The following is a 24,717-nucleotide window of genomic DNA, read 5'->3' as shown; positions in this document are numbered from 1 at the left end:
GCACCGTCGTCGCGTTCGTGCCTCAACGAGGGCAAGGGCCGTGGCGCCGCCTGAACTCCTTTGGCGGCTCCGCCGCCGGGTCGGCAAACAACCCCTTGCGGCCTTGCCGGGCGCTGGCTTCCTGCCGGGCATACAGGCCGGGCCGCCCGCGGTAGCCCGGCGACCAGGCGTGGCCCTGCGCCACCAGCCATGCCGCCACATCGGTGTCGCGCTCCTGCACGCGGGCCACGACGCGGCCGTGCACGTCCACCGCCTGGGTGAACGCCGCCACGGGCCGCCCCATCAGGCGCGCCTGCAAGGCGGCTCGTGACGCTTCGCCGTGCGCCTGGCAGCGCTCGGGCGCGTCGATGCCGGCGAGCCGCAGCTTGACCGGCGGCCGGTCGGCCGCCGCGGTGCGGATCCACAGCGTGTCGCCGTCGCTCACATGCGTGACCGTGCCGTGCAGCACCCGTTCATGCGGCCTGGCCGCAGCCGATCCGCACAGCCCGGCCAGCAGCGCCACCGCCAGCAGCCGCCTCACAGATAGCCGAGCCAACGCGCCACACCCCAGCCGGACAAGCCCAGCACCACCAGCCACACGAGCACGATGGCCACGGCCCCCCAAAGCATGCGCGGCACCTTGTCGCGGCCGGCCTCGGCCTCGCGCAGCCGCGCCTCCCACAGCGGCCGGGGCGTCAGTTTCACCACCAGCGCGATGCCCAGCGGAATGAGCACCACGTCGTCGAGCATGCCGAGCACCGGCACGAAGTCGGGGATCAGGTCGATGGGGCTCACCGCATAGGCCAGCACCGCGATCGCGACCAGCTTGGCGGCACGCGGCGTATCCGGGTGGGTGAAAAGCTTCCACAGCGCCAGCAGGTAGGTCGCCAGCCGCGCGCGGTTGGCTGCGCCGAAGAGCTTGCCGAGTCTTTTCATGCACGTTTCCTTTTCGCCGGCGGCCGCTCGGGCTCGGCTTCCGCAGCGGCGTTCATGTCCTTGAGCATGCGCTCCAGTCGGTCCTTGAGTTTTTCGGTGGTGAGCTGTTCCCGGAAGCGCTCCACCATCAGCGGCAGGCTCATCGGGCTGGGCACTTCGAGCTCCACGAATTCGACCTGCTTCGACCTCATGTCTTCGAGCGCGGCCGCGATGCGCCGGATGTCCAGTTCCTGGCTCAGCACTTCGTTGTCGGCCTGGCTCAGCAACAGGTTGCCGGCATCGTACTTGCGAAACACCTCGTAGAAGAGCGAGCTGGATGCCTGCAGCTGCTTCAGGCTCTTGGGCGCGCCGGGGTAGCCGCTGAACACGAGCCCGGCCACCCGCGCGATCTCGCGGAAGCGCCGTTGCGAGAGCTCGCCCGAGTTGAGGCTGGCCAGCACGTCGTGCAGCAGCTCGTCGGGCGCCAGCACACGCTTGTCGAGCAGCGGCGTCGGGTCGACCGGCAGGGCGCTCAGCAGCTCGAAGCCGTAGTCGTTGAACGAGAGGCTGAAGGTGTTGGGCGCATTGCGGGCCAGGCGCAAGGCGAGCAGCGATGCGAGACCGAGGTTCGCATTGCGGCCGGCGAACGAGTACACGTACAGGTGCTGGCCCTCACGCGAGTGGTAGCGCTCGATCAGCAGGCTGTGCGGCGTGGGCAGCCGCGACAGCTTGGCCTGGGTGCGCAGCATCGGCGCGGCGGCGGCCATCTCCGGTTCGGTGAAGTCGCCCTGCGCAGCCGCCTGCAGCATCTCGAGCACGGAGCCGGCCAGTTCGGCCGACAGCTGCATCTTGCTGCCCGACCAGGCCGGCACGATGCCCTTCTTGCGGGAGGCACGGCGGACATAGGCGGCCATGTCCTGGGTGCGCACGTATTCGAGCACGCGGCCGGCGAACACGAAATGGTCGCCCTTGCGCAGCCGCGCGATGAATCCTTCCTCGATGGTGCCCAACGTGCCGCCGCTCATCCACCGCACCTGCATCGACGCGTCGGAGACGATGGTGCCCACCTGCAGCCGGTGGCGCTTGGCGATGCCGCGATCGGGCACGCGGTACACGCCGTCGACCTGCTGCACGCGGTGGTACTCGGGGTAGGCGCCCAGGCTGGCGCCGCCGCGCTCGACGAAGGCCAGTGCCCAGTCGAACTCCTCTCGCGTGAGATCGCGGTAGGCATGGCTCGCACGCACCTCGTCGTACATCGCATCGGCGGTGAAGCCGCCGCCCAGCGCCACCGTCACCAGGTGCTGCACCAGCACGTCCAGCGGCTTGGCAGGCGACTCGCGCCGCTCCACATGGCCGGCCTGCGCCGCACGCCGTGCCGCGGCGGCTTCCACCAGCTCCATCGTGTGGGTGGGCACCAGCGTCACGCGCGAAGGCCGCCCCGGTGCATGGCCGCTGCGGCCCGCACGCTGCAGCAGCCGCGCCACGCCCTTGGCCGAGCCGATCTGCAGCACCCGCTCCACCGGCAGGAAGTCGACGCCCAGGTCGAGCGACGAGGTCGCCACCACCGCCTTCAGCCGCCCTTCCTTCAGGCCCAGCTCCACCCATTCGCGCACCGCCTTGTCGAGCGATCCGTGGTGCAGCGCCACCAGGCCGGCCCATTCGGGGCGCTCCTGCAGGAGGAGCTGGTACCAGATCTCGGCCTGCGAACGCACGTTGGTGAACACCAGCGTGGTGCCGCTCCTTTCGATCTCCTCGATGACGGGCTGCTGCATCTGGCTGCCCAGGTGGCCCGCCCAGGAGAAGCGTCCGGGGTCGGCCGGCAGCAGCGTGTCGATGACCAGCGATTTCTCGATGCGCCCGCGCACCAGCAGGCCCCCGTCGTGGCCCAGCAGCACCCGCGCGGCCTCTTCCAGGTTGCCCAGCGTGGCGCTCAGGGCCCACACCACCAGCTGCGGGTTCCAGCGCCTGAGGCGTGCGAGCGCGAGCTGCACCTGCACGCCCCGCTTGCTGCCCAGCAGCTCATGCCACTCGTCGACGATGACGAACTGCAGCGATGCCAGTTCCTCCCGCGCGTTCTCGCGGGTGAGCATGAGGCAGAGCGATTCAGGCGTGGTGACCAGCGCGCTCGGGTAGCGCCGGTCCTGCCTCGCGCGCTCGGCCGAGGGCGTGTCGCCGGTGCGCGCGCCCACCGTCCAGGAAGGCGCAATGCCGGCCAGCGGCAGCGTGATGGCCCGCGTGGTGTCGGCGGCGAGCGCCCGCATCGGCGTGATCCACAACACCCGCAGCGGCTCGGCATGGCGTGATGCCGGCTCGCCACCCAGCGCCCGCCAGCGGCCCAGGGCCCCGAACCACACCGCATAGGTCTTGCCCGCGCCGGTGGTGGCATGCAGCAGGCCGCTCCTGCCGGCTGCGGCGGCGGCCCAGACCTCGCGCTGGAAGTCGAAGGGCCGCCAGCCGCGCGCGTCAAACCATCCGGTGACGGCGCTCCACGGCGGCGGGGGCGAATTCGACATGCGGCCGATTATTCGCGCTGGCGCGAGCGCGCGTGCCGCGGGCGGTGGCCCACAGCAGCACGAGCAGGCCCAGCACCGGCAGGTTCTTGATGAGCGGCCCGCAATGGTCGATGGTGAGCTCGGGCATGTTCCAGGCGGCGGTGGCGGTGTAGCCCACCACCGCGGCCACCTGGAAGGCATAGGCCCAGGCGTTGGGGCGCAGCAGCAGCCACAGGCCCAGCACCGTGTTGAGCGAACACGACGCCCACATCACCGCGACGCCCGCCTGCCCCTCGAAGCCGCAACGTGCCAGCAGTTCGAGCACCCGGGACTCCTGGGGCAGCCCTGCGGTGACGAGGGCCGTGTACAGCCACATCGCCGAGACCGTGCATCGCAGCGCGAAGTGCAGCGGCGCGGGCAGCGTGCCCACGGTCGATGGCTCGTGCCACAAGGCGTCCTGCATCGGCGTGGCGTCGCGGCCCAGCCATTCGCGCGCGCCGTTGCGCTGGGTGGTGTTGCCGCGCTCGAGCATGGTGAGCGTGTCGGGGCTGAACACCTTCTGCGGCAGGGCCTGCGCGCACCAGGCGCCCAGGCGCATCAGCGGCATGGGCAGCGGCAGCCACAGCGGCTCGGCCAGGCCTTGCGCGGCGCGGTAGCAGGCCAGCATGTCGCGCCAGCCCAGCACCTGCGGGCCGGCCAGTTCGATGACGCGGCCGATGGGCGCGGCGTGATCGACCATGCGGCATACGCATTCGGCGAGCTCCGTCACGTGGATGGGCTGCACCCGCTGCCGCCCGCGGCCGGGCAGGCTCACCACCGGCAGGCTCGCCAGCAGACGGAACAGCGCGGCGCTCTGGCTTCGCGGGCCGTAGACGAGGCTCGGGCGCACGACGGCCCAGTCGGTGCGGCCGCTACTCGCATGGCCGACCTCGGCCAGTGCCTCGTCGGCCAGCAGCTTGCTCATGGCGTAGGGCGTGCGCAGGCCCTCGGGCCCGCGGCCCACGCCCAGCGCCGAGATCTGCACGATGCGCCGCACGCCGGCCAGCGCCGCGCCGCGTAACAGCGCGATGGGACCATGCGTGTGCACCCGCTCGAAGGTGGCCTCGCCGACCGGCATGAGCACTCCCACGGCGTTGACCACCACGTCGAACCCGCCGGCCGCCTGCAGGCGTTGCGCCCATTGCACCGGCGTGAGCGACTCGGTGTAGTCGATGGCCAGGTGATCCGGGTGATCGGGCGCACCGCGATGCGCCGCTACCACCACATGCCCGTGGGCACGCAAGCCGGCGGCAATGGCGCTGCCGATGCAGCCGGTGGCTCCACAAACGAGGACTCTCATGACTGCCTCACTCTTCGGGTTGTTCGTTCAAAGGTCGCAGCGGCCGCCCTGGCAGCGCTGCAGCCGCCGTGCGGTGCGCCAGGCAGCCGCCCGCTCGAGCACCGGCGCCAAGGCCGCCGAGATGCCATAGCGGCGCTGCGCGAAGCCTGCATAGATGCGGTCGAACAGCGGCTGCAGCAGCGGCCAGCCTGTGGGCCGCAGCACCCAGCCCAGGCCGGCGGCCGCGTAGGCCAGCCGCAGCGTCTGCATGCCGCTCACCAGCCGGCCGTCGGCCGCCACGCCATGGATCGATGCGTTCAACTGCCCGAGCGTCCGGCCGTAGGGCGCCGGGTCGAAGCCTGGCGTGGAGATGTCGATAAAGCGCAGCCGGCCCCGGCCCGCGTCGCGGTCCCGCAAGGCGTCCATCTCGGTCTGGCAGATGAGGCAGTTGCGGTCGTAGAGCAGGGTCAGCGGATAGGTCGTTGGCAAGCCGGCAGCGGCTTCTTCGGCCAACTCGCGAAGTTCAGGCCGGGGCGGCAGGTCGGCCGGCAAGGCGAGGCCGCGCACGAGGCCGGCCCTGCGCAGGCCCAGCAGCACCCACCAGCCGGGGTCGAGCTGCCAGCGCTCGAGACCGAGCCGGGCCGAGGCCGGAAAGGCATGGTGGTTGTTGTGCCAGCCCTCGCCCATCGTGACGAGGCCGCAGACCCAGGCTCCCACCGGGCCCAGGCCGGGCAGGCGCACGTTGTAGCCCTGCACCGCCGCGGTGGTGACGTCCCATTGCTGGTGGCCCTCGCGGTGGGCGAAGTGGCCCACCAGCCAGTGCCCGGTCACGCCCACGGCCACGCGGGCGCACACGCCCCACAGCACCCAGCCGGCGCCGCCCAGTGCGAGGAAGGCCATCGCCCACGGCAGCTGCTGCCACATCCACCAGCGTTCGAGCCATTGGTAGAAGCGGTCGCCGTCCACCTCGGCCGGCGGCACGAAGCGCGGCGGGCGCTCCAGCTCGATGTCGCAATGCAGCTGCCACCAGCCGTCGTGCAGGAAGGCGCGGCGGTGGCCGAAGTAGTCGTGGCAGGCGGCCTGCCTCTGGGCCCAGTCGCGCAGGTCGTGGGTGCGCATCATCCCCAGCGGGCCGGCCATGCCGACCAGCGTGCCCAGGTAGACGAACAGGCGCTCCAGCCACAGCGGCGCTTCATAGCTGCGGTGGATGAAGCGGCGGTGCATGCCCAGCGAATGCCCGAGGCACAAGGTCACGGCAGTGGTGGCCAGAAACAGCAGGAAGCCGCCCCAGCTGAAATAGCAGGTCGCCGCCACCAGGCCGCCGACAGCCATCGCGCTCCACCACAGCGACTTCAGCGGTGACCACACCACCCGCCCCCGGACCGGGTCGGCCCCAAGAGGGTCGGCCACCATGGTGGGTACGTCGTTCCTCATGTTCACTCCCCTTCCGAAATTTCTGCCAAAAGAGAAATAAAAGGTCAAAAAAATGGGCCGCCTCAGGGCCCCAGCAGGTCGGCTGCCGAAGCCGGCCGTGGCGGCTCCTCGGGCGCGGCATCGCGGCCCAGCAGCTTCTTGATGCGGGCGCCCAGGCGCAGCACCTTGGTGAGCGTTTCCGTGTCGAGCCGCAGCATCTCGTCGCTCCAGGCGGTGAGCGTTTCCAGCAGCTCCAGCGTTTCCTTGATGCGCAGCTTGGCCGCGGCCGGGTCCTTGTTGATGGCCGGGTCGGCCAGCAGCTCCTGCAGCACGGTGATGGTGGGCGCGATTTCGCGTTGCTGGCGCTCGCGCACCACGGTGCGCAGCAGCTCCCACACCTGCGTGGAGGTTTCGAAATGGTCGCGCCGGTCGCCGGGAATGTGCACCAGGCGGATCAGCTTCCAGCCTTGCAGCTCGCGGATGCTGGTGCTGACGTTCGAGCGCGCGACCTGCAGGGTGTCGGCGATCTCTTCGGCATGCATGGGCCGGCCGGTGATGAACAGCAGCGCATGGATCTGCGCGACGGTACGGTTGACACCCCAGCGGGTGCCCATTTCGCCCCAGTGCAGGACGAAGCGGCTCAGGGTCGGTGAAAGCTCCATGGCCGGCATCGTATCCCGGCTGAAATTTCTGTCAATACAGAAATCAAGTTCGCCCGGCGATTCGAGGCATCAAGGCCACACCAGCATGGCGGCAGCGGGCGGTGCCAGCACCCGCAGCAGCCTGCCGTCTTCGAGTTCGAGCAGCCGGTTGGCCACGTAGCTGTTCTGCGAATCGGGCTCGAGGGCCGCGCCGACCAGGGGCGCCAGCGGCTGGGCCATGGGCACATAGAGGCTGCCGGCCGGCACGGCAAGGCTTGCCGGCTCGGTGCGCACCTGCAGCATGCGGATGTTCTGGCCGTCCTCGATGGCGCCGCGGGTGTCCTGGCGCTGGCCTTCGTCGGCCGCGGTGACCAGGTAGCGCTCCACCTGCCACTGGCCGGCCTCGCCGACGCGCCAGACCCGTACTCCCAGAGCACGCAGCCGCTCGACCGCCTGGGTTTCGCTGGCTGCCAGCAGATAGCCGCAGGGCCGCGGCCGGCTGCGGCGGATCTGCAGCTCGAGCGCGGAGCGCCAGGCCACCTCGATGCTGCGCTCCTCGCCGGTGCGGGCATCGAGGAAGCTCAGGGCCTGCTGGCGCGGCGTGTGGCCGGCTTCGACCACGAGATCGCCCTTGCAGGCCGACGCGGCGGCACCGGCTTCGGCATCGCGCACCAGCGCCAGCAGCCTGTCGCCCTGCCCGGCCGCGGTTTCGATCACGCTGGTGGCGACCAGCACATGCGCATGCACGCGCCGTGCGAAATGGGCGCGGCCGATGCCCACGCCGCGCGTCTCGATGAGCAGGCTCACCGCATGGCGCAGCCCGCCGACGTTGCGGCCGGTATCGGGCTGCACCCCGCCCATGGCGACCACCTTGTCGGCCACGTTGGGCGAGGTGGTGTGGTAGAGGAACACGCTCTGGCCGGCAGCCTCCAGCGTGCGCTGGATGCGGCTCACGTAGTCGGCCTGTGCCGCGGCGGCCAGACCCGGGTCCATGTTGCCCACCGTGGCCGCCTGCAGCAGCGCGTCGTACTTCTGGAACACGCCGAACTTGTTGACCCAGCGGTCGCCGACGGTGAACTCGTGCAGGTCGAGCACGACCTGCGGCTTGTAGCGCGCGGCCACGCCGGCGAGCAGGCGGCCTTCGGGCGTCTGCAGCAGCAGGTGGTCGCGGTTCACGTCGATGCCGCTGGCGGTGGTTCGCACGAACCTGTCGGCGCCGTCGGGGTTGGCGCGCGGCACGATCAGCACGTTCACCCGTTCGAGCAGCGCAGCCTGCCCCGCGCTCGCCAGCTGCTCGGCCAGCGCCAGCGCCGCTTCGCCGCCGGCAGGCTCGTTGCCATGCTGCTGGCCGAGCACCAGCACGGTGGGCAGCTTCGGGTTGACGACAGCGCCCTTGGCCAGCACGAGCAGCGGCATCGCACGGCCCTGCTGCGAAGAGCCCAGCAGCTCGACCTTCAGGTCGCGCGAACGCCGGGCCAGCCCTTCGGCGAATTCGAGGGCCTCGGCATGGCTTGCAAAGTCGGTGCGGCCCGGGCGCAACCCCGGCGAGCCGTAGCGCACGTCGGGGTCGGCAAAACGCGCGGCCACCGCCTCGGGTTCGGGCTTGACGCGCGCAGGGTCGAACTGCGCCCATGCCGCACCGGCGGCCAGGGCCATGATCCAGGCCGAAGCCTTGTGTAGCGTCATGCGGTCCTTCAGGTCAGTCCTGCACCGTGTCGCGCTCGCGCAGCGCGCGGCACTGCGCATGCTTGTAGTACTGCGGCTTGCGGCATTGCGTCTGCATGCAGTAGTACAGCGAGAACTGCACCCGGTTGCCGCAGGCGGCGCGCGGCGTGGACTCCTCGGCCGCCGCCGCCTTGCGGCTTTCGCGCTTGCGGGGGCTTTCGCCGGCCTTCACCGAAGCGACCTTGGTGGACGACCTGGTGGCCTCCTTCGGCGGATCCTCGTCTTCCGGTGGCGCGGCCTCCGCGGGCGGCGCGGCTTCCGTGGTGACGGTGCCGGAGCCGGCCACCGTCTCGGGGCCGACGGGCTTGACGGCGGCCACGGGCGCCTCGGTGACCGGCGCGGGGCTGGGCAGCGGCGCCGGGGCCGTCTGTGCTGCCGTGGCCGCGACGGATGCGGCTGCCGCCGGCGCGCCGGGTTCGGCCGGTGCCGCCGCCACGGCGGGCGCCTGGCTCGAGATCGTCGGGCCCTGGGCTTCTTGTGCCGGGCGCAGGGTGCGGGCCATGGTGTCCATCACCCGCTCGGACAGGCGCTGGTCTTCCCATTCGGTGGCGCTGAGCCATGCGAGCACGGCGATCGCCACCATGCTGCCGCCCCAGCGCACGCCCGTGCGGCGCCACCAGGGGGTGCGTTTTCGCCAGCGCGGGCGCTCGAAGGCGCCTTCCGGCGCAAACCGCGCCCCGGCCGGACCGTCGCCGCCGGCAGCCGGCGCCATGGCACCGGGCGCGTCGAGGCCGAACCTCGACGCCTGCGCGTCGCCGAAGCGGGAGGCATACCGGTCATCGGCCTCGATCGAGGTTGCCGCCGATTGCAGGGCCTGCTGGATGGACGCCTCGAAGTCGGGTTCGGCCGCGGCGCCGGCCGCGCCGCCCAGGCTGCCCAGCCGGGGCTCGGGCGGACGCTTGGCGCGTTCGAATGCCGCAGCCGTGGTGGCGCTCTTCACCGTGGCATGCAGCCGCTCGCCGAGCTCGCGAGGCGACAGCGGCGGTGCCGGCGTGGCCCCGGCCGCACCGCCCGACGACGGCGACGCCGGCCGCTGCGGTGGCGCGAACCATTGCGGCGTGTCGGCAAACGACGGCTGCTCCTGCTGGGAGGTGGGCTGGAACTCGGGTGCCATCTCGCGCGCGGGTGCATCGCGCCACGTCGGGCCGGCAGGCGCCGCGTCGGGTGCCGGCGCCGGGGCCGAGGCCGGCCCGCTCAGCACCTGACGCAGCTGCGCCACGCGCTGGGGCCGGTCCTGCGGGCGCACGGCGAGGGCCCAGTCGAAGGCCTCGAGGAAGTTGCGGCCATAGCGAGGGCCGACGTACTGCTGGCCGAGCCGGCCCACCAGGTCGGACAGCGACACCTGCGCGTCGCCCACCGCCCGGACGGTGGCCGGCAGCGGGGCGCGCCCGCTCACGCAGAAGTACACCACCGCGGCCAGCGAATAGAGGTCGGTCCACGGGCCCACGCGCAGCTGTTCGGTCTCGGCGTACTGCTCGATGGGCGCATAGGCCGGATTCAGCAGGCTCTTGTCGGCGCCCAGGCGGCCTCCGTCGGCCCGCACGCCCAGGTCGAACAGCACCGGCTTGCCGTCGGGCAGCAGCAGGATGTGCTCGGGCGTGAGGTTCAGGTGGTAGACCGAGGCGCCATGCAGCAGCTGCAGCGCCTCGAGCAGCGGCTCCAGCAGCGCGCGCAGCCAGGCCTCTGAAGGCGGCTGCGACATCTCGTCGCGCACCTGCTGCAGCGTCTTGCCTTCGTAGCAGGGCGTGGCCACGTAGGCGGTGCGGTTGGCCTCCCAGCAGCGGAACACACGCATCAGAGACGGGTGGTCGAACCGCACCAGTGCCTGCGCTTCGTTGATGAACGCGCGCTGGCCGCTCACGAATTCGGGCAGCTTGGCGGGCGAACGCAGCACCACCTGGCCGCCATGGCCGCGGGTGGCCCAGGCCATGGGCAGGTATTCGCGGATGGCCACACGCCGCTGCAGCACCGGGTCGATGGCCAGGTAGACGATGCCGCGGGCGTTTTCGCTCAGCACGCATTCGATCTCGAACTCGCCCAGCAGGCTGCCGGCGGGCAGCGCATCGGCGCCGCGCAGCTGCTCCGGTTCAGGCTGCATGGGCTGACGGGGGCTTGCCGGCTGTGGCGGCAAGGAAGTGGAAGGCTGGGATCTGGAGGTCATGGATGGTCCGGAATGCGTGGCGGAGCCGGGCGCCGGTCGCGCCGCAACACAGTACACGCCTCGGCGCGAGCCGTCTTGCGCTGCGTTGCGCCAGCGCTACCGATGGTTCACGCAGGCGAGACGAAACCCGCCTTTTCTGGTTTGCAGGGCCCTATTCAAGGGCCAGCCGGAGCAAACGGGAAGCCCGCGTTACGCCTGCTTGCACCGGAGATGATTAGGCGCCAACAGTCCAGCCCTCCAGCGGGTCCAGGTCGGCCGGCAGGCCGAAGCCGGGCCGCTGTGCGCCCCAGGCCGCCAGCACCAGGCACAGCACCGCGTCGAGCCGGTCGCCGGAGGCATCGGCCACCAGGCCGTCGCGCTGCGCATGGCTCAGCTTCAGGCGCAGGCCCCAGCGGGGGATACCGCGCTCCAGCGCTTCGACCAGGTCCTTGCGGGCGATCAGGCGCCCGGGCGTCTGCCGGGCGCGGTCGTCGCTCTTGTACGAACGCGACCCGAGCAGTTCACGCGCGACCATGCCCGGGTAGCCCTCCAGTGCCACCCGCTGCGGGTCGCCCGGCATCAGGCCCGGCAGGTGCACGCCGGCCTCGACCAGCAGCGGCACGCCCGCATGCAGCATGTAGGCCACCGGCGGGTTGACCCATTTCATCGACGGCGACGAGCCGGCGGGCCCGTCGGTGGCGCGGTGCGCGAACTTGCCGCCGGCTGGCCGCCCCGCACAGAAGGCGGCAAAGGTTTCGCGGATCTGCGCGCGCGTGAGCCCGGCGTAGTGCTCGATCAGCGCCGGCCACTCGGTCGGCCAGCCCAGGGCCAGCACCAGCTCGCGCGGCAGCCCGAACGGGAAGTCGAAGGCGCCCACCCAGGGGCCGGGCCCGGCCAGCCACTGCGCGAAGCCGGCAAAGTCGGCATGCGTGTCGATGCGGTCGAGCCGCACCACGCCGCCGCTCGACCGCCCATGGGCCACGGTGATGGGCTTGCGCCGGGTGGGCGCGCTGGTGAAGTCGATGCCGGCCACGACGACCGGCGCATCGGGCGGAGCAAGGCCTTGTGCGGACATGCGGGCCACTCTACTGGCGAAAATCGCTCCCCATGAAGATCAAGACGACACGCCGCTGGTGGGGGCTGGCGGCCACGGTGCTCGTGCTGGCAGTGGCGGTGCTGGCAGGGCTGCGCATCGCCTCGCAACAACTGCATGCGGCGCTGCTCGAAGCGCTGGGCCCGCGCGCCACGGTGAATGAACTCGGCATCGGCTGGAACGGCGTGGTCGCGCACGGGCTGCGCATCCGCTCGGCCGGCGGCACCCGCTGGCCGGCGGCCGACGAGCTGGTCGCCGACCGCGTGCGGGTGGTGCCCTCGCTGCGCAGCCTGTTCTCGAGCGGCTGGCACATCGCCCGCATCGAGGTCGAAGGCGGCTATGTGAGCCTGTACCGCAGCCGCGACGGCAAGCTGCACGTGCTGCCGGCTTTGCTGGAGCGCCAGCCGACGGCCCGCGCTCGCCCGGCCTCGACGCGCGAACCGCCTGCGCAGAAGGACGCCGGCCCCGAGGTGCACATCGGCGAGATCGTGCTCGGGGGCACAGCGGTCGAGCTGTACGACGCATCGGTACGCCAGCCGCCGCTGAAGCTGCGCCTGCAGGACCTGGAGGCCCGGATCGGCCCGCTCGACCTGCCGGCGCTGGACAGCCGCACCGGCATCGAGGTCGACGCGGTCGTTAAGGGCGTGCAGCGAGACGGCCGGCTGGCCCTGCGCGGCGGCATCGTGTTCGCCACGCGCGACAGCGAACTCGACGTGCGGCTGGCCGGCGTGGACCTGGTGGCGCTGCAGCCCTACCTGGTGAAGGTGTCGGAGGCCGGCGTGCGTCGCGGTGCCCTCGACCTGCATCTGCGCTCCGCCGTCGCGAACGGGCAGCTGCGCGCGCCGGGCGAACTCACCATCACCGGGCTGGAGCTGGCCGACTCCGGCGGACTGCTCGGCAGCTTTGCCGGCGTGCCGCGCCAGGCGGTGCTGGCCTTCCTGAGCCAGAACGACCGCATCGAGGTCGCGTTCACTCTCGAGGGCCGCCTCGACGACCCGGCGTTCTCGCTCAATGAAAGCCTCGCGACGCGGCTGGCCGCTGCGCTGGCCGACAAGCTCGGCGTGAGCCTGGGCGGTGTGGTCGAAGGCGTGGGCGGGGTGATCAAGGGCCTGTTCGGCCGCTGAAGACACGCCCGGCAGCCGGGACGCGTGTCAGGTCGCCCGGCCGATGATCGACGCGGTGGCGATGAGCTCTTCGAGCAGGGCCAGCGACGCGCAGCCCGACACCGCGAACGGGTCCAGCACCGGCCGCTCGCTGTACTTGAGCAGCGTGGTCTGGTTGATCTTGCCGAGGTTGACCTGCCCCATGGTCCAGCCGGCGAAACGCCGCTCGGCGATCTCGCCGTACCACAGCAGCGTCACGTCCTTGTGGCGGGCATCGCGCACGATCTCGCCGTACTTGGCATTCACCGCGTCGCGGCCGCCTTCGAGCACCTGCATGAAGCTCTCGCCGCTCCAGCACAGGATGCCGGTGAGGCCGAGCGCCGGGTTGTGCGCACGGCTTTGCGCCAGGATCGATTCGATGCTTTCGGGCGTGACCGGCTGGGCCGCACGGCTGGCGTAGAGCAGGCGTACCAGCATGATCAGCCGCCTTTCCGGTTGTTGACCAGCGCGAGGAATTCGCGGCGCAGGTTCGCGTCCTTCAGGAAGGAGCCGCGCATCACGCTGTTGATCATCTTGGAGTCCATGTCGCGCACGCCGCGCCACTGCATGCAGAAGTGGTCGGCCTCCATCACGATGGCCAGGCCGTCGGGCTGCATCTTGTCCTGCAGCAGGTCGGCCACCTGGGTGACCGCCTCCTCCTGGATCTGCGGGCGGCTCATGATCCATTCCGCAAGGCGCGCGTACTTCGACAGGCCGATGAGGTTGGAATGCTCGTTCGGCATCACGCCGATCCACAGCTTGCCGATGATCGGGCACAGGTGGTGCGAGCAGGCGCTGCGCACCGTGACCGGGCCCACGATCATGAGCTCGTTGAGGTGCTCGACGTTGGGGAACTCGGTGACGGTGGGCTGCCGGACGTAGCGGCCCTTGAACACCTCGTTGAGGTACATCTTGGCGACGCGCCGCGCGGTGTCCTGCGTGTTGTGGTCGCTCTCGGTGTCGATCACCAGGCTGTCGAGCACGGTGACCATCCTGCTGCGCACTTCGTCGAGCAGCGCCTCGAGTTCGCCGGGTTCGATGAACTCGGCGATGTTGTCGTTGGCATGGAAGCGCCGCTGTGCGCTCTTCAGGCGCTCGCGGATCTTTTGCGAAACCGGCACGCCTTCGTCTGCCGCGGGGGGCGGGCTCGAGGGCGTGGGCAGGGGGGTGACTTTCATCCGCGGAATACTAGCGCAGCGCTGCAGCGCGGGGCGGCTCCCCCACCGGGGGGCCCGAATGCGTTCACTGCATCACGCTCACCCCCCCGCCATTTCTCAAGGCAAGCGCCACCCCCGCCGATAAGCTGGCCCGGAGCGCTTCACTGCGCTCGGGTTCACGACAAAGGCACACCCGCACGAAAGTCGGGGTCGCAAAGCTTCCGGTCTAACGCTTGCCAGCAAGCCATGACAGCGGGGTTGCCAGAAACCAGGGTTGGATGTTCTTCCCCCGGGCTGCTTCGATGCGCGCATCGGAGCGGGCAGCCTGCGCTGCATGCGCGTCTTTCCGGTCTTGCTTCCCCACGCCCCTGCGCGTGCCGCCGTCGTGGCAACAGACGAGCGGACAGACCGACAGACAACAGACAGACCGGGGAGATCAATGGGCAGCATCGACCAATTCGCCCTCGCGGGCAGCGCCGACCTGGCGCGCCTGGGCACACCTTTGAGACAGCGCCTGTGGGCGCAACACGACGTGGCCGCGCTGATGGCTGGGCTGTACCCGCCGCCCAGCGGCAAGCCGGGCGACAGCTCGGCCCAGCGCCAGATGCTGTCGTCGACATTCCTGGCCGGCGTGGCCGAAGCGCAGGACGCGCTGATGCTGCGCCCGCGCGGCTCGCTGGCGCAGGCCGCGGTGGACAAGGCGCGCGTGCTGCTGAAGAACCGCGCCGCCCTGCCTTCGGACCGCCTGTGGCACGCCTTCAGCGCCGGCGCACGCGCCGGCAACGGCTTCGCCGAGCCGGCCGCCGATACGGCCGCCCTGAAGCTCTTCATCCGCCAGCCGCTCACCGAATCGGGCGTTGCCCAGCAGGAGCTGATCGCCGGCGTGCTCGAACGCATCGAGCGATGCAACGGCGAGCCTCACGACTTCGACTACCTGACCGGCCACCAGGCCGAGAGCGCCGGCACCTTCCGGGCCTCGTTCGAGGCCGAGTCGGGCCAGCCGTTCACGCCGCAGAACTTCCGCGCCTGGAGGCTGGCACGCCTGGCGCAGGCGGGTGCCTTCGTGAACATCCGCGTCGGCATGAGCGAGAGCAGCGCGTTCGAGCTGTCGTACCACGTGTTCCGCGGCGCCTGCACGCCGGTGCTGTTCCTCGTGTGGAAGCACGCGCCGATCAAGACCACGCTGCTCAAGGACCTCGGCGAACTGTGCGACGTGACCTACCTCGAATTCGACCAGCCGGCCGACCTCGACGCCGGCATCGCCGAGTTCTTCCGCCGCTGCAGGCGCTGACAGACACAACGAATTCATTCCAGGGAGATCAACATGCTTTCCAACATCAGGATCAGGACGCTGATCATTGCCGTGCTGAGCCTGCTCATGCTGCTCGTGGCCGGCATCGGCGCCTTCGGCCTCTACGGCACGGCGCTGACGCGCCACTCCTACCGCGACATCGCACTGCACGACGCGAAGTCCGAAACCGTGTTCACGCAGATCAAGCTGCTGATGGAGACCAACCGCAGCCAGGTGCTGCAGGCGCTGCAGCACAACCCCGGCTTCGACTGGGCCAAGCTGCACGACCACGCGCTGGACGTGCACTTCACCACCATCGAGAAGGCGTCGGCCGGCATTCAGCAGCTGTGGGACGAGTACCACGCGGGAATCGAGTCGCCAGAGGAGCGGCAGCTGGCCGACGCGTGGTACGACAAGACCGGCGGCCTGGGCGTGAAGGCGGTGAAGGACGCCGCCGCCGCGGTGAAGGCCGGCCAGTGGGACGCGGCGGAAAACGTGCTGATCGGCACCATCAACCCGACCTACCGCATCGGCGGCGCCGCGTCGCAGCAGCTGTCGGACCACCTCGCGCAGCGCGCCAAGGCCGACGCGCAGGAGGTGGAGCGACGCATCGGCAACCTCACCTGGCTGCTCGGGGCCGCGGTCGCGCTGTCGCTGCTGCTGGCGGTGGGGACCATGCTGGTGCTGATCCGCGGCATCACCGTGCCGCTGGCCCAGGCCGTCGGCATCGCCCGCCGCGTGGCCGACGGTGACCTCGGCTCGCGCATCGAGGTGAAGAGCAGCAACGAACTGGGCGAGCTGCTGAGCACCCTGAAGGTGATGAACCAGAGCCTGGTGTCGGTGGTGTCCAGCGTGCGCGCCAGCAGCGACAACATCGCCACCGGCTCGACCCAGATCGCCACCGGCAACGCCGATCTGTCGCGCCGCACCGAGACACAGGCCAGCAGCCTGCAGCAGACCGCCGCCTCGATGGAACAGCTCACATCGACGGTGAAGATCAATGCCGACACCGCGATGCAGGCGGAGCAGCTCGCCAAGGCCGCCAGCAGCGTGGCCACGCATGGCGGCGTGACGGTGGGCCAGGTGGTGGCCACCATGGAGCAGATCAGCGCCAGCAGCCGCAGGATCGCCGACATCATCGGCGTGATCGACGGCATCGCCTTCCAGACGAACATCCTGGCGCTCAACGCCGCCGTCGAAGCCGCTCGTGCCGGCGAACAGGGCCGCGGCTTCGCGGTGGTGGCCGGCGAAGTGCGCAGCCTCGCCCAGCGCAGCGCGCAGGCGGCCAAGGAGATCAAGACGCTCATCAGCGACAGCGTCGAGAAGGTCGAGGTCGGCAGCCGCCAGGTGGACGACGCCGGCCGCACGATGGGCGACATCGTGACGCAGGTGCAGCGCGTGAGCGACCTGATCGCCAGCATCAGCGCGGCCACGCACGAGCAGACCGCCGGCATCAGCCAGGTCACCGACGCGGTGACGCAGCTCGACGAGGTGACTCAGCAGAACGCCGCGCTGGTGGAGCAGTCGGCCGCGGCGGCCGACAGCCTGCAGCAGCAGGCGCGGCGCCTGGTGGATGCAGTCGCGGTGTTCAAGCTCGGCGGCGCGCAGGCGATGCCGGCCTAAAAGCGGGGGCTTTCGGCACCGGCCTCACGCCAACAACGCCGCCGCCCTCACCTCCGAGCGCACCTGCTCGGTCAGCTCGGCCTTCAGCTCGGCGAACGCCGGGCTGGTCTTCACCGAGTAGTGGCGCGGGTGCGCGAAGGGCACGGTCACGTCGCTCTTGATCCGACCGGGCCGGGCGCTCATCACGACGACACGGCTGCCCATGAAGACCGCTTCGTCGATGTCGTGCGTGACGAACAGCACCGTGGTGCGTTCGGCCTCCCAGATGGACAGCAGCAGCTCCTGCATCAGCTCTCGCGTCTGGTGGTCGAGTGCGCCGAAGGGTTCGTCCATCAGCAGCATGCGCGGCGCATTGGCCAGTGCCCTGGCCAGCGCGGTGCGCTGCTGCATGCCGCCCGAGAGCTGCCTGGGATAGTGCCGCTCGAAGCCCTTGAGCCCCACCTTGCCGACGAAGGCGTGCGCGATGTCGAGCTGCCGGTCCCGCGGCAGGCCGCGTTCGCGCAGACCGAAGCACACGTTCTCGAGCACGGTGAGCCACGGGAAGAGCGTGTAGCTCTGGAACACCATGCCGCGGTCGGCGCCGGGGCCGCTGATGCGCCGGCCGTCCAGCAGAACCTCGCCGCCGGTGGGCGCGTCGAGCCCGGCCACGATCCGCAGCAGCGTGGACTTGCCGCAGCCCGAGGGCCCGAGGATGGTGACGAAGTCGTTTTCGGCGACGTCGAGGTCGGTGGCCAGCAAGGCCTGGGTCGGGCCGAAGCTGCGCGACACGCCGCGGATCGAGAGGAGGTTCGGCATGGTGCTCAGCGCCCCGGTTGCGCCCACGGGAACAGCCGGCGGTTGGCCGCCTTGAAGGCCAGGTCGCTCGCCAGCCCGATGAGGCCGATCACGATGATCCCGAAGATGATCTGGTCGGTGGCCAGCAGCGACTGGCTGTCGGTGATCATGTGCCCGATGCCGCTGGAGGCGCCGATCAGCTCGGCCACGATCACGTAGGTCCAGGCCCAGCCGAGCACCATGCGCAGGATCTCGGCGATCTCGGGAGCCGCGCCCGGAATGAGCACGCGCCGCACGATGCCGGCGTCGCTGCTGCCCAGGGTGTAGGCCGCCTCCACCAGGTCACGCCGGGTGTTGCCGACCGCCACCGCGACCATCAGCACCAGTTGGAAGAAGCTGCCGATGAAGATGACTGCCAGCTTCTGCGCCTCGCCGATGCCGGCCCACAGGATGAGCAGCGGAATGAAGGCCGAGGCCGGCAGGTAGCGGGCAAACGACACGAAGGGCTCGAAGAACGCCTCCACCGGCTTGTAGGCCCCCATCGCCACGCCCAGCGGCAGGGCCAGCGCAGCCGCGATGAGGAAGCCGCCCAGCACGCGCCACACCGTCATGCCGACGTCCTTCGAAAAGCCCATCTCGGCCAGCAGCGTCCAGCCCGAACGCAGCATGGTCAGCGGATCGGCCAGGAAGGTCGCAGACACGAAACCGCCGAGCGTGGCTGCCGCCCACACGGCCACGAAAGCGACGAAGAAGCTCACGCCGAGCGCGACTCGGGCGCGCGGCGACACCGGCTGCAGCGGCTTCATGCGGCTGCGGCCTTACCTGATGAAGCGCGTGTCGGCCAGTCTGGAGAGGTCGGGCACCTGCCGGATGATGCCGGCCTCCAGCAGCAGCTCGGCCGCCTCCTTGCTGAAGGCGGCGTGCTCGCCGGCGAAGAACTTCTGGTTGGCCGCACGGTCCTGCCAGCGCAGGAAGGACTGGCTCTTCTCGAATGCCTCGGCGCTCTGCTTGACGTCGGCGCCCATGATCTCGAAGCTCTTCTTCGGGTCGGTGCGGATCATCTCCACCGCGTCGAAGTAGGCGTCGGCCAGGCCCTGGGCGGCCTTGGGGTTGTCGGCCAGGAACTTCGGCGTGCAGCCGAAGGTGTCCATCACCATCGGGTAGTCGAGCGTGGTGGCGATGATCCTGCCGGCCTCGGGCTTGGCCCGCACGGCCGACAGGTACGGCTCGTAGGTCATGCCGGCGTCGAGGTCGCCGGCGCCGGCCACGAAGGCATTGGCCGCGGCCTGCGGCTCCAGGTTCACCACCTTCACGTCCTTGATCGACAGGCCGTTCTTCTTGAGCATCCAGGCCAGCGTGAAATACGGGGCGGTGCCCGGCGCGCTGGCGGCCACCGTCTTGCCCTTGAGGTCGGCGATCTTCGCGATGCCGGGCTTCACCACCATGCCGTCGGCGCCGAAGCTCTTGTCCATCTGGAAGATCTGCGTGGTGGCCACGCCGTTGGCGTTCCAGACGATCCAGGTTTCCACCGTGGTGGCCGCGCACTGGATGTCGCCGGAGGCGATGGCCAGGTGGCGGTCCTTCTGCGGGATCTTCTTGATGGAGACGTCGAGCCCGTGCTTCTTGAAGAGCCCGGCTTCCTTCGCCAGCGTGAGCGGGGCGAAGCCGGTCCAGCCGGAGATGCCGATGGCCAGCTTGGTTTCCTGCGCGGCGGCCAGGGCCGTCGCCGCACTCGCGGCCAGCAGGCAGAGCAACTGCTTCATCTTCATCTTCATCGGTCGGGCTCCTCGTCGTTGCGGTTGAAGAAGGACGTTCAGGCCGGGATCCACAGCGCCGGCTTGTCTTCCAGCGTTCGCAAGATGCGCGCCAGCGAACCGTCGTGCACCAGCGCCGTGGCCAGCTCGATGTCGGGCGCGATGTAGCGGTCGCTCATCATCGGCGGGCAGTGCGTACGCAGCAGCGCATGCACCTGCTCCAGCGGCGCGGAGCTCCTGAGCGGGCGCAGGAATTCGACGCCCTGCGCCGCGGCAAGCAGTTCGATGCCGAGGATGTGGGCGGTGTTGTCGATCATGGCCCCCAGCCGTCGCGCGGCGAAGGTGGCCATGCTCACGTGGTCTTCCTGGTTGGCCGAGGTGGGCAGGCTGTCCACGCTGGCCGGGTGGGCCAGCGACTTGTTCTCTGAGGCGAGCGAGGCGGCAGTCACGTGGGCGATCATGAAGCCGGAGTTGAGGCCGGCATCCTGCGCCAGGAAGGGCGGCAGACGGGACACGCCGGCGTCGATGAGCATCGCGATGCGGCGCTCGGCGATCGCGCCGACCTCGGCGATGGCCACCGCCATCGCATCGGCCGCCAGCGCCACCGGCTCGGCGTGGAAGTTGCCGCCGGACACCATGGCCACCTCGTCGCCCGCGAACACCAGCGGGTTGTCGGTCACCGCATTGGCTTCGCGCAGCAGCACCAGCGCGGCATGGCGCAGCTGGTCGAGGCAGGCGCCCACCACCTGCGGCTGGCAGCGCAGGCAATACGGGTCCTGCACCCGGTCGTCGCCCTGCAGGTGCGAGCGGCGGATCTCGCTGCCGGCCAGCAGCGCGCGGTAGTACTGCGCCACGTCGATCTGGCCGGGCTGGCCGCGCAGCGCGTGGATGCGCGGGTCGAACGGGCCGTCGCTGCCGCGGGCCGCATCCACGGTGAGCGCACCCACCACGAGCGCGGCCTCGAGCACCGGCTCGAAGCGCAGCAGCGCATGCAGCGCCAGCGCGGTGGAGGTCTGCGTGCCGTTGATGAGCGCCAGGCCCTCCTTGGCGGCCAGCTTCAGCGGCGCGATGCCGGCCTCGCGCAGCAGCGGGCCGGCCGGGCGGCGGTGGCCATCGACCAGCATGTCGCCCTCGCCCAGCAGGGCCAGGGTCATGTGCGACAGCGGCGCCAGGTCGCCCGACGCCCCGACCGAGCCCTGGCTGGGCACATAGGGCACGAGGCCGGCGTTGTGCACGGCGATCAGCGCATCGACCACTTCCTCGCGCACGCCGGAATGGCCGCGCGCCAGGCTGGCCGCCTTGAGGGCCAGCATGAGCCGCACCACGGCCGGCGGCAGCGGCTCGCCCACGCCCACGCTGTGCGAGCGGATGAGGTTGAGCTGCAGCGTGTCGAGCTCGCTTTCGCTGATGCGCTGGTTGGCCAGCTTGCCGAAGCCGGTGTTGACTCCGTAGACCGGCTCGCGGCCCTGCGCGGCGCGCTGCACCACGGCGGCGCTGGCGCGTATGGCGGCGCGTGCGGCGGCATCGAGCGAGAGCGCCACGCCGCCGGCGTGGATGTCCTGCAATTGGGCCAGCGTGAGCTGGCCGGGTTGGATGGTTAGCATGCTGGCCATGGTGGAGGCGGTGGTTGTGCTGCCGCGCAGCGGCTACTGGTGATTCACTCTACTTGTATAGACAAGCTCGTGCAAGTAGCATCCGCCCATGCCAGCCGACCTGAACCGCCCCGCTTCTCCATATGCCAAGGTCAAGCACTACCTGAAGCAGGAGCTCACCCGCGGCCGCTGGCCTCCGGGTGCCCTGATGCCTTCGGAGGCCGACCTGGTGGCCCGCTTCGGCGTGAGCCGCATGACGGTGAACCGGGCGCTGCGCGAGCTCGCCAGCGAGGGTTTCGTCGAGCGCGTGCAGGGGGTGGGCACCTTCGCGGCGCAGCTGCACCGCATCTCGTCCACCCTCACCATCCGCGACCTGCACGAGGAGATCGAGGCACGCGGGCACCGGCACGAGGCCGAGGTGCACCTGGTGCGCGCCGAGCGCGCGCCCGCCGAGCTGGCCCGGCGGCTCGACCTCCCGGAGGGCGGCGAGGTGTTCCACAGCATCATCGTGCACCGCGAGAACGGCGCACCCATTCAGTGCGAGGACCGCTACGTCAACCCCTCCTGCGCACCCGACTACCTGGGCGTCGACTTCTCGCAGACCACGCCCACCCACTATCTGCTGAGCGTCGCGCCGCTCTCCGAGGCGCAGTACTCCATCGAGGCCAGCGCACCCACCGCGCAGGAAGCGAGGCTGCTGGGCATCGGCCGCAGCGACCCCTGCCTCGTGGTGGTGCGGCGCACCATGAGCCGCGGCCGACCGGTCACCATCGCCAGGCTGGTGCACCCCGGCTCGCGCTATGCGCTCGAAGGTCGCTTCCAACCCTGAGCGCAGCCTTGCAGGAGCCGTCGTGAAGCCCCCCTTGGAAAGCGTTCGCCTCGTGCGGCTCGCCGATGCGGCGCCGGTGCCGTGGCGCAACGGCGGCGGGCTCACGCGCGAGCTGCTCGCCTGGCCCGCACCGCACGACTGGGCGCTGCGGGTGAGCGTGGCCGACATCGACAGCGACGGCCCGTTCTCCGCCTACCCTGGCATCGAGCGCTGGTTCGTCGTGCTCGAGGGCGAGGGCGTGCGGCTGGGCCACGACGGCGAAGCGCCCCTGGAGCTCGGCCCGCGAAGCGAGCCTCATCGCTTCGACGGCGCCCTGGGACCCGCCTGCACGCTGCGCAACGGCCCCACGCGCGACCTCAACCTGATGGTGAGGCGCGGCCGGGCGACCGGCGCATTCGATGCGGTGCTTCCGGGCGAGCCGCGCTGCTGCGCCGCCGGGCTGCATGCCCTCTACACCACGGTGCCCGGCACGCTGCAGCGCGACGACGGCGCGCAATGGCCGGTGCCCGCCCATGCACTGGCCTGGTGGCAGGCCCCGCCCGACGGCGTGTGGCGCTTCATGCCGCAGCAACCGCCGGCCGGTGCGCTGCGTGCCTGGTGGATGGGCGCCATGCCACAGCAGGACACGCGAACCCCATGATCACCACCGCCACCCACACACTGCACCGCGGCACCCGGCCGCTGCTCGTCAGCCTGCCGCACGTCGGCACCGAGATCCCGGCCGAGCTGCAGCCTCGGCTGCAGCCGCGCGCCCTGGCGGTGGAAGACGCCGACCGCCACCTCGAACGCCTCTACGGCTTCGTGCGCGAGCTGGGTGCCAGCCTCATCGTGCCGCGCCTGGCCCGCTACGTGATCGACCTGAACCGCCCGCCCGACGACACACCCATGTACCCGGGCGGCAGCAACACCGAGCTCTGCCCCACCCGTTTCTTCACCGGCGAGCCGCTCTACCTCGAAGGCCAGGCGCCCGATGCCGCCGAAGTGGCACGGCGCCGCGAGACCTGCTGGCAGCCGTATCACGACGCGCTGCGAGGCGAACTCGAGCGCCTGCGCGCCGAGCATGGCCATGCGGTGCTGTTCGACGGCCACAGCATCAAGGGCGAGCTGCCCTGGCTCTTCGAAGGCCGGCTGCCCGAGCTGAACCTGGGCACCGCCAGTGGCACGAGCTGCGCTGCGTCCCTGCGCGAGCGTCTCGCCGCGCTGCTGGCCTCGCAGCACGACTACACGCAGGTGGTCGACGGCCGCTTCAAGGGCGGCTACATCACCCGCCACTACGGCCGCCCCGGCGAGGGCGTGCACGCCATCCAGCTCGAGATGTGCTGGCACTGCTACATGCACGAGACACCGCCGTTCGGCTACGACGAGGCCGCCGCCGCCCGGGTGCAGCCGCTGCTGCGCCGGCTGCTCGAGACCCTGCTCGCCTGGAGGCCGGCGTGAGCTCGCCGCATCAGCCGCATCCGCCGATGTGGGCCGCACAGGCCTGGCTGCAGGACGGCTGGCAGGCCGACGTGCTGCTGCGGCCAGGTGCCGACGGCCGCTGGGCCGAAGTGCGCGCCGGGGTGCCCTGCCCGCCCGACGCGCATCGCCTGGCCGGCCCGGTGCTGCCCGGCCTGGTCGATGCGCACAGCCATGCCTTCCAGCGGGCGATGGCCGGCCTCGCCGAGCGGCGCGACAGCGGCGAGGACGACTTCTGGTCCTGGCGCGACCGCATGTACCGGGTGGCGCTGCGCATCTCGCCCGGGCAGTTGCGGGCGGTGGCGGCGCAGCTGTACGTGGAGCTGCTGCGCGGCGGCTACACGCAGGTGTGCGAGTTCCACTACCTGCAGCACACACCCGACGGCCGCCCCTATGACGATCCGCTGGCGCTGAGCTGGGCGCTGGCCGACGCGGCGGCGCAGGCCGGCATCGGCCTCACCGTGATGCCGGTGCTCTATGAACGCGCCGGCTTCACCCAGCCCGGCTTGCGCGAAGACCAGCGGCGCTTTCGCAGCAGCGCGCAGGACGTGTGGCAGGCCGCGCAGGCGCTGGCGGCCAGCGGCCGGCCGCTGCTGAATGCCGGCGTCGCGGTGCATTCGCTGCGGGCGGCGGCCCCCGAGTCCATTGCCACGCTGGAACGCCTGGCCGAGTCGTTCGACGGTCCGATCCATGTGCACGTGGCCGAGCAGTTGCGCGAAGTGGCCGACTGCCAGGCCGCCACCGGCCTGCGCCCGATCGAATGGCTTGCCCACCATGCGCGGCTCGACGCCCGCTGGCAGCTGGTGCATGCCACTCACAGCACCCGCGAGGAGATCGAGGCCGTGGCCGCCAGCGGGGCCGGCGTGGTGCTGTGCCCCAGCACCGAAGCCAACCTCGGCGACGGCCTGGCCGACCTGCCCGGCTGGCTGGCCGCCGGCGTGCCGCTGGCCATCGGCTCCGACAGCCAGGTCACCCGCGCATGGCCCGAGGAGCTGCGCTGGCTCGACTATGGCCAGCGCCTTGCGCTGCGGCAGCGCAACGTGAGCGCGGCGCCCGAGCGCTGCCAGCCCGGCACGGCCGCACGGCTGTTCAAGCTGGCGCAGCAGGCCGGTGCCCGGGCCGCCGGCTTCGCCCGCTGGGGCCTGGTGCCCGGTGCGCGGGCCGATGCGCTGGTGGTCGACCTGTCGAGCCCCAACCTGCTCGGCGTGCCGGCATCACATGTGCTCGACGCCCTCGTCTTCTCGAGCCCCGGCCGGCCCTGGCGCGACGTGATGGTGGGCGGGCGCTGGGTGGTCGCCGACCACCGGCATGACGGCGCCGCAGCCGTCGCGCGAGAGTTCGTGCCGGCCATGGAGCTGCTGGGTCGCTGAATCGCTGAGTCAGC

General features: G+C 70.9%; 22 protein-coding genes and 1 riboswitch. Of the genes, 7 read left to right on the top strand and 15 right to left on the bottom strand.

Annotated elements, in window-relative coordinates; all coding sequences use genetic code 11:
• Window positions 1-22 precede the first annotated feature (22 nt).
• The 9 genes from E8D38_RS17100 to E8D38_RS17060 form a co-directional block, all read right to left on the bottom strand.
• Window positions 23-535, bottom strand: coding sequence for a thermonuclease family protein (locus tag E8D38_RS17100; RefSeq protein ID WP_181179195.1), 513 nt, complete (start codon window positions 533-535; stop codon window positions 23-25).
• Entirely contained in the window at window positions 517-915 is a 399-nt protein-coding gene (locus E8D38_RS17095) for a YkvA family protein (RefSeq protein WP_140633556.1), read from the bottom strand. The genes E8D38_RS17100 and E8D38_RS17095 overlap by 19 nt, the downstream gene beginning before the upstream one ends.
• A complete protein-coding gene (locus tag E8D38_RS17090) occupies window positions 912-3,407 on the bottom strand; it encodes a ligase-associated DNA damage response DEXH box helicase (protein WP_140633553.1) in 2,496 nt (831 codons plus the stop codon). Before E8D38_RS17090 ends, E8D38_RS17095 begins: the two co-directional genes overlap by 4 nt.
• Window positions 3,358-4,725 (bottom strand): SDR family oxidoreductase, encoded by a 1,368-nt coding sequence (locus tag E8D38_RS17085; RefSeq protein WP_140633550.1) that lies wholly within the window; start codon window positions 4,723-4,725, stop codon window positions 3,358-3,360. The genes E8D38_RS17090 and E8D38_RS17085 overlap by 50 nt, the downstream gene beginning before the upstream one ends.
• Window positions 4,726-4,752: 27 nt before the next feature.
• Window positions 4,753-6,138, bottom strand: a complete 1,386-nt coding sequence (locus tag E8D38_RS17080) for a DCC1-like thiol-disulfide oxidoreductase family protein (protein ID WP_140633547.1) — start codon at window positions 6,136-6,138, stop codon at window positions 4,753-4,755.
• Window positions 6,139-6,200: 62 nt separating this feature from the next.
• Window positions 6,201-6,779: a GbsR/MarR family transcriptional regulator gene (locus tag E8D38_RS17075; protein WP_140633544.1), complete on the bottom strand. Its 579-nt coding sequence runs from the start codon at window positions 6,777-6,779 to the stop codon at window positions 6,201-6,203.
• A gap of 69 nt (window positions 6,780-6,848) precedes the next feature.
• Window positions 6,849-8,444 (bottom strand): M14 family zinc carboxypeptidase, encoded by a 1,596-nt coding sequence (locus E8D38_RS17070; RefSeq protein ID WP_181179194.1) that lies wholly within the window; start codon window positions 8,442-8,444, stop codon window positions 6,849-6,851.
• Between the two features lie 13 nt (window positions 8,445-8,457).
• A complete protein-coding gene (locus E8D38_RS17065; protein ID WP_181179193.1) occupies window positions 8,458-10,581 on the bottom strand; it encodes a serine/threonine protein kinase in 2,124 nt (707 codons plus the stop codon).
• A 277-nt stretch (window positions 10,582-10,858) separates the two neighbouring features.
• On the bottom strand, window positions 10,859-11,698 hold the full coding sequence (locus E8D38_RS17060; protein ID WP_140633535.1) for a DUF429 domain-containing protein: 840 nt from the start codon (window positions 11,696-11,698) through the stop codon (window positions 10,859-10,861).
• 32 nt (window positions 11,699-11,730) lie between these two features.
• Here E8D38_RS17060 and E8D38_RS17055 point away from each other — a divergent pair, with 32 nt between their 5' ends.
• Window positions 11,731-12,840 (top strand): DUF748 domain-containing protein, encoded by a 1,110-nt coding sequence (locus E8D38_RS17055; RefSeq protein WP_140633532.1) that lies wholly within the window; start codon window positions 11,731-11,733, stop codon window positions 12,838-12,840.
• Between the two features lie 27 nt (window positions 12,841-12,867).
• On the opposite strand, the gene E8D38_RS17050 is transcribed toward E8D38_RS17055, so the two are convergent.
• Both E8D38_RS17050 and folE read right to left on the bottom strand, forming a co-directional pair.
• The gene (locus E8D38_RS17050; protein ID WP_140633529.1) at window positions 12,868-13,296 is read right to left on the bottom strand and encodes a BLUF domain-containing protein; all 429 of its coding nucleotides are present in this window, start codon (window positions 13,294-13,296) and stop codon (window positions 12,868-12,870) included.
• Between the two features lie 2 nt (window positions 13,297-13,298).
• Window positions 13,299-14,036 (bottom strand): GTP cyclohydrolase I, encoded by a 738-nt coding sequence (gene folE, locus E8D38_RS17045; protein ID WP_140633526.1) that lies wholly within the window; start codon window positions 14,034-14,036, stop codon window positions 13,299-13,301.
• Window positions 14,037-14,191: 155 nt separating this feature from the next.
• Window positions 14,192-14,281: riboswitch (cyclic di-GMP riboswitch) on the top strand.
• Between the two features lie 173 nt (window positions 14,282-14,454).
• Between folE and E8D38_RS17040 the strand changes: the two genes are divergently transcribed.
• Window positions 14,455-15,306 (top strand): hypothetical protein, encoded by an 852-nt coding sequence (locus E8D38_RS17040; RefSeq protein ID WP_140633523.1) that lies wholly within the window; start codon window positions 14,455-14,457, stop codon window positions 15,304-15,306.
• Between the two features lie 33 nt (window positions 15,307-15,339).
• The gene (locus tag E8D38_RS17035) at window positions 15,340-16,929 is read left to right on the top strand and encodes a methyl-accepting chemotaxis protein (RefSeq protein ID WP_140633520.1); all 1,590 of its coding nucleotides are present in this window, start codon (window positions 15,340-15,342) and stop codon (window positions 16,927-16,929) included.
• 24 nt (window positions 16,930-16,953) lie between these two features.
• Here the strand turns inward: E8D38_RS17035 and E8D38_RS17030 are convergent, their stop codons facing one another.
• Genes E8D38_RS17030 through hutH form a run of 4 tightly spaced genes read right to left on the bottom strand, consistent with a single transcriptional unit; the run spans window position 16,954 to window position 21,070 of the window.
• A complete protein-coding gene (locus E8D38_RS17030; RefSeq protein WP_140633517.1) occupies window positions 16,954-17,724 on the bottom strand; it encodes an ABC transporter ATP-binding protein in 771 nt (256 codons plus the stop codon).
• A 5-nt stretch (window positions 17,725-17,729) separates the two neighbouring features.
• Window positions 17,730-18,509, bottom strand: a complete 780-nt coding sequence (locus E8D38_RS17025) for an ABC transporter permease (protein WP_140633514.1) — start codon at window positions 18,507-18,509, stop codon at window positions 17,730-17,732.
• A 12-nt stretch (window positions 18,510-18,521) separates the two neighbouring features.
• The gene (locus E8D38_RS17020) at window positions 18,522-19,478 is read right to left on the bottom strand and encodes an ABC transporter substrate-binding protein (RefSeq protein WP_219851772.1); all 957 of its coding nucleotides are present in this window, start codon (window positions 19,476-19,478) and stop codon (window positions 18,522-18,524) included.
• 38 nt (window positions 19,479-19,516) lie between these two features.
• Window positions 19,517-21,070 carry a histidine ammonia-lyase gene (gene hutH / locus E8D38_RS17015; RefSeq protein ID WP_140633511.1) on the bottom strand — a complete coding sequence of 518 codons (1,554 nt, stop codon included), beginning with the start codon at window positions 21,068-21,070 and terminating at the stop codon, window positions 19,517-19,519.
• An 88-nt stretch (window positions 21,071-21,158) separates the two neighbouring features.
• Between hutH and hutC the strand changes: the two genes are divergently transcribed.
• From hutC to E8D38_RS16995, 4 genes are read left to right on the top strand one after another with little or no spacing between them, the layout of a single operon-like run.
• The gene (gene hutC, locus E8D38_RS17010) at window positions 21,159-21,878 is read left to right on the top strand and encodes a histidine utilization transcriptional repressor HutC (protein WP_140633508.1); all 720 of its coding nucleotides are present in this window, start codon (window positions 21,159-21,161) and stop codon (window positions 21,876-21,878) included.
• Between the two features lie 22 nt (window positions 21,879-21,900).
• Window positions 21,901-22,518 carry a HutD/Ves family protein gene (locus E8D38_RS17005; protein WP_181179192.1) on the top strand — a complete coding sequence of 206 codons (618 nt, stop codon included), beginning with the start codon at window positions 21,901-21,903 and terminating at the stop codon, window positions 22,516-22,518.
• Window positions 22,515-23,315 (top strand): N-formylglutamate deformylase, encoded by an 801-nt coding sequence (hutG, locus tag E8D38_RS17000; RefSeq protein ID WP_140633502.1) that lies wholly within the window; start codon window positions 22,515-22,517, stop codon window positions 23,313-23,315. Before E8D38_RS17005 ends, hutG begins: the two co-directional genes overlap by 4 nt.
• Window positions 23,312-24,703, top strand: a complete 1,392-nt coding sequence (locus E8D38_RS16995; protein WP_246099537.1) for a formimidoylglutamate deiminase — start codon at window positions 23,312-23,314, stop codon at window positions 24,701-24,703. Before hutG ends, E8D38_RS16995 begins: the two co-directional genes overlap by 4 nt.
• Window positions 24,704-24,717 lie beyond the last annotated feature (14 nt).

The sequence above is a fragment of the Methylibium rhizosphaerae genome, assembly GCF_006386545.1.
Lineage (GTDB): Bacteria > Pseudomonadota > Gammaproteobacteria > Burkholderiales > Burkholderiaceae_C > Pseudorivibacter > Pseudorivibacter rhizosphaerae.
The sequence above is the reverse complement of the archived record's forward strand: the minus strand, read 5'-3'. Positions and strand labels throughout refer to the sequence as shown.

Coding starts and splice junctions, on each gene's coding strand:
- E8D38_RS17095 (WP_140633556.1), bottom strand. CDS start 915: ATGAAAAGACTCGGCAAGCTCTTCGGCGCAGCCAACCGCGCGCGGCTG.
- E8D38_RS17050 (WP_140633529.1), bottom strand. CDS start 13,296: ATGCTGGTACGCCTGCTCTACGCCAGCCGTGCGGCCCAGCCGGTCACG.
- E8D38_RS17065 (WP_181179193.1), bottom strand. CDS start 10,581: ATGCAGCCTGAACCGGAGCAGCTGCGCGGCGCCGATGCGCTGCCCGCC.
- hutH (WP_140633511.1), bottom strand. CDS start 21,070: ATGGCCAGCATGCTAACCATCCAACCCGGCCAGCTCACGCTGGCCCAA.
- E8D38_RS17080 (WP_140633547.1), bottom strand. CDS start 6,138: ATGAGGAACGACGTACCCACCATGGTGGCCGACCCTCTTGGGGCCGAC.
- E8D38_RS17055 (WP_140633532.1), top strand. CDS start 11,731: ATGAAGATCAAGACGACACGCCGCTGGTGGGGGCTGGCGGCCACGGTG.
- E8D38_RS17030 (WP_140633517.1), bottom strand. CDS start 17,724: ATGCCGAACCTCCTCTCGATCCGCGGCGTGTCGCGCAGCTTCGGCCCG.
- folE (WP_140633526.1), bottom strand. CDS start 14,036: ATGAAAGTCACCCCCCTGCCCACGCCCTCGAGCCCGCCCCCCGCGGCA.
- E8D38_RS17025 (WP_140633514.1), bottom strand. CDS start 18,509: ATGAAGCCGCTGCAGCCGGTGTCGCCGCGCGCCCGAGTCGCGCTCGGC.
- E8D38_RS17040 (WP_140633523.1), top strand. CDS start 14,455: ATGGGCAGCATCGACCAATTCGCCCTCGCGGGCAGCGCCGACCTGGCG.
- E8D38_RS17075 (WP_140633544.1), bottom strand. CDS start 6,779: ATGGAGCTTTCACCGACCCTGAGCCGCTTCGTCCTGCACTGGGGCGAA.
- hutG (WP_140633502.1), top strand. CDS start 22,515: ATGATCACCACCGCCACCCACACACTGCACCGCGGCACCCGGCCGCTG.
- hutC (WP_140633508.1), top strand. CDS start 21,159: ATGCCAGCCGACCTGAACCGCCCCGCTTCTCCATATGCCAAGGTCAAG.
- E8D38_RS17070 (WP_181179194.1), bottom strand. CDS start 8,444: ATGACGCTACACAAGGCTTCGGCCTGGATCATGGCCCTGGCCGCCGGT.
- E8D38_RS17020 (WP_219851772.1), bottom strand. CDS start 19,478: ATGAAGATGAAGATGAAGCAGTTGCTCTGCCTGCTGGCCGCGAGTGCG.
- E8D38_RS17085 (WP_140633550.1), bottom strand. CDS start 4,725: ATGAGAGTCCTCGTTTGTGGAGCCACCGGCTGCATCGGCAGCGCCATT.
- E8D38_RS17035 (WP_140633520.1), top strand. CDS start 15,340: ATGCTTTCCAACATCAGGATCAGGACGCTGATCATTGCCGTGCTGAGC.
- E8D38_RS17090 (WP_140633553.1), bottom strand. CDS start 3,407: ATGTCGAATTCGCCCCCGCCGCCGTGGAGCGCCGTCACCGGATGGTTT.
- E8D38_RS17060 (WP_140633535.1), bottom strand. CDS start 11,698: ATGTCCGCACAAGGCCTTGCTCCGCCCGATGCGCCGGTCGTCGTGGCC.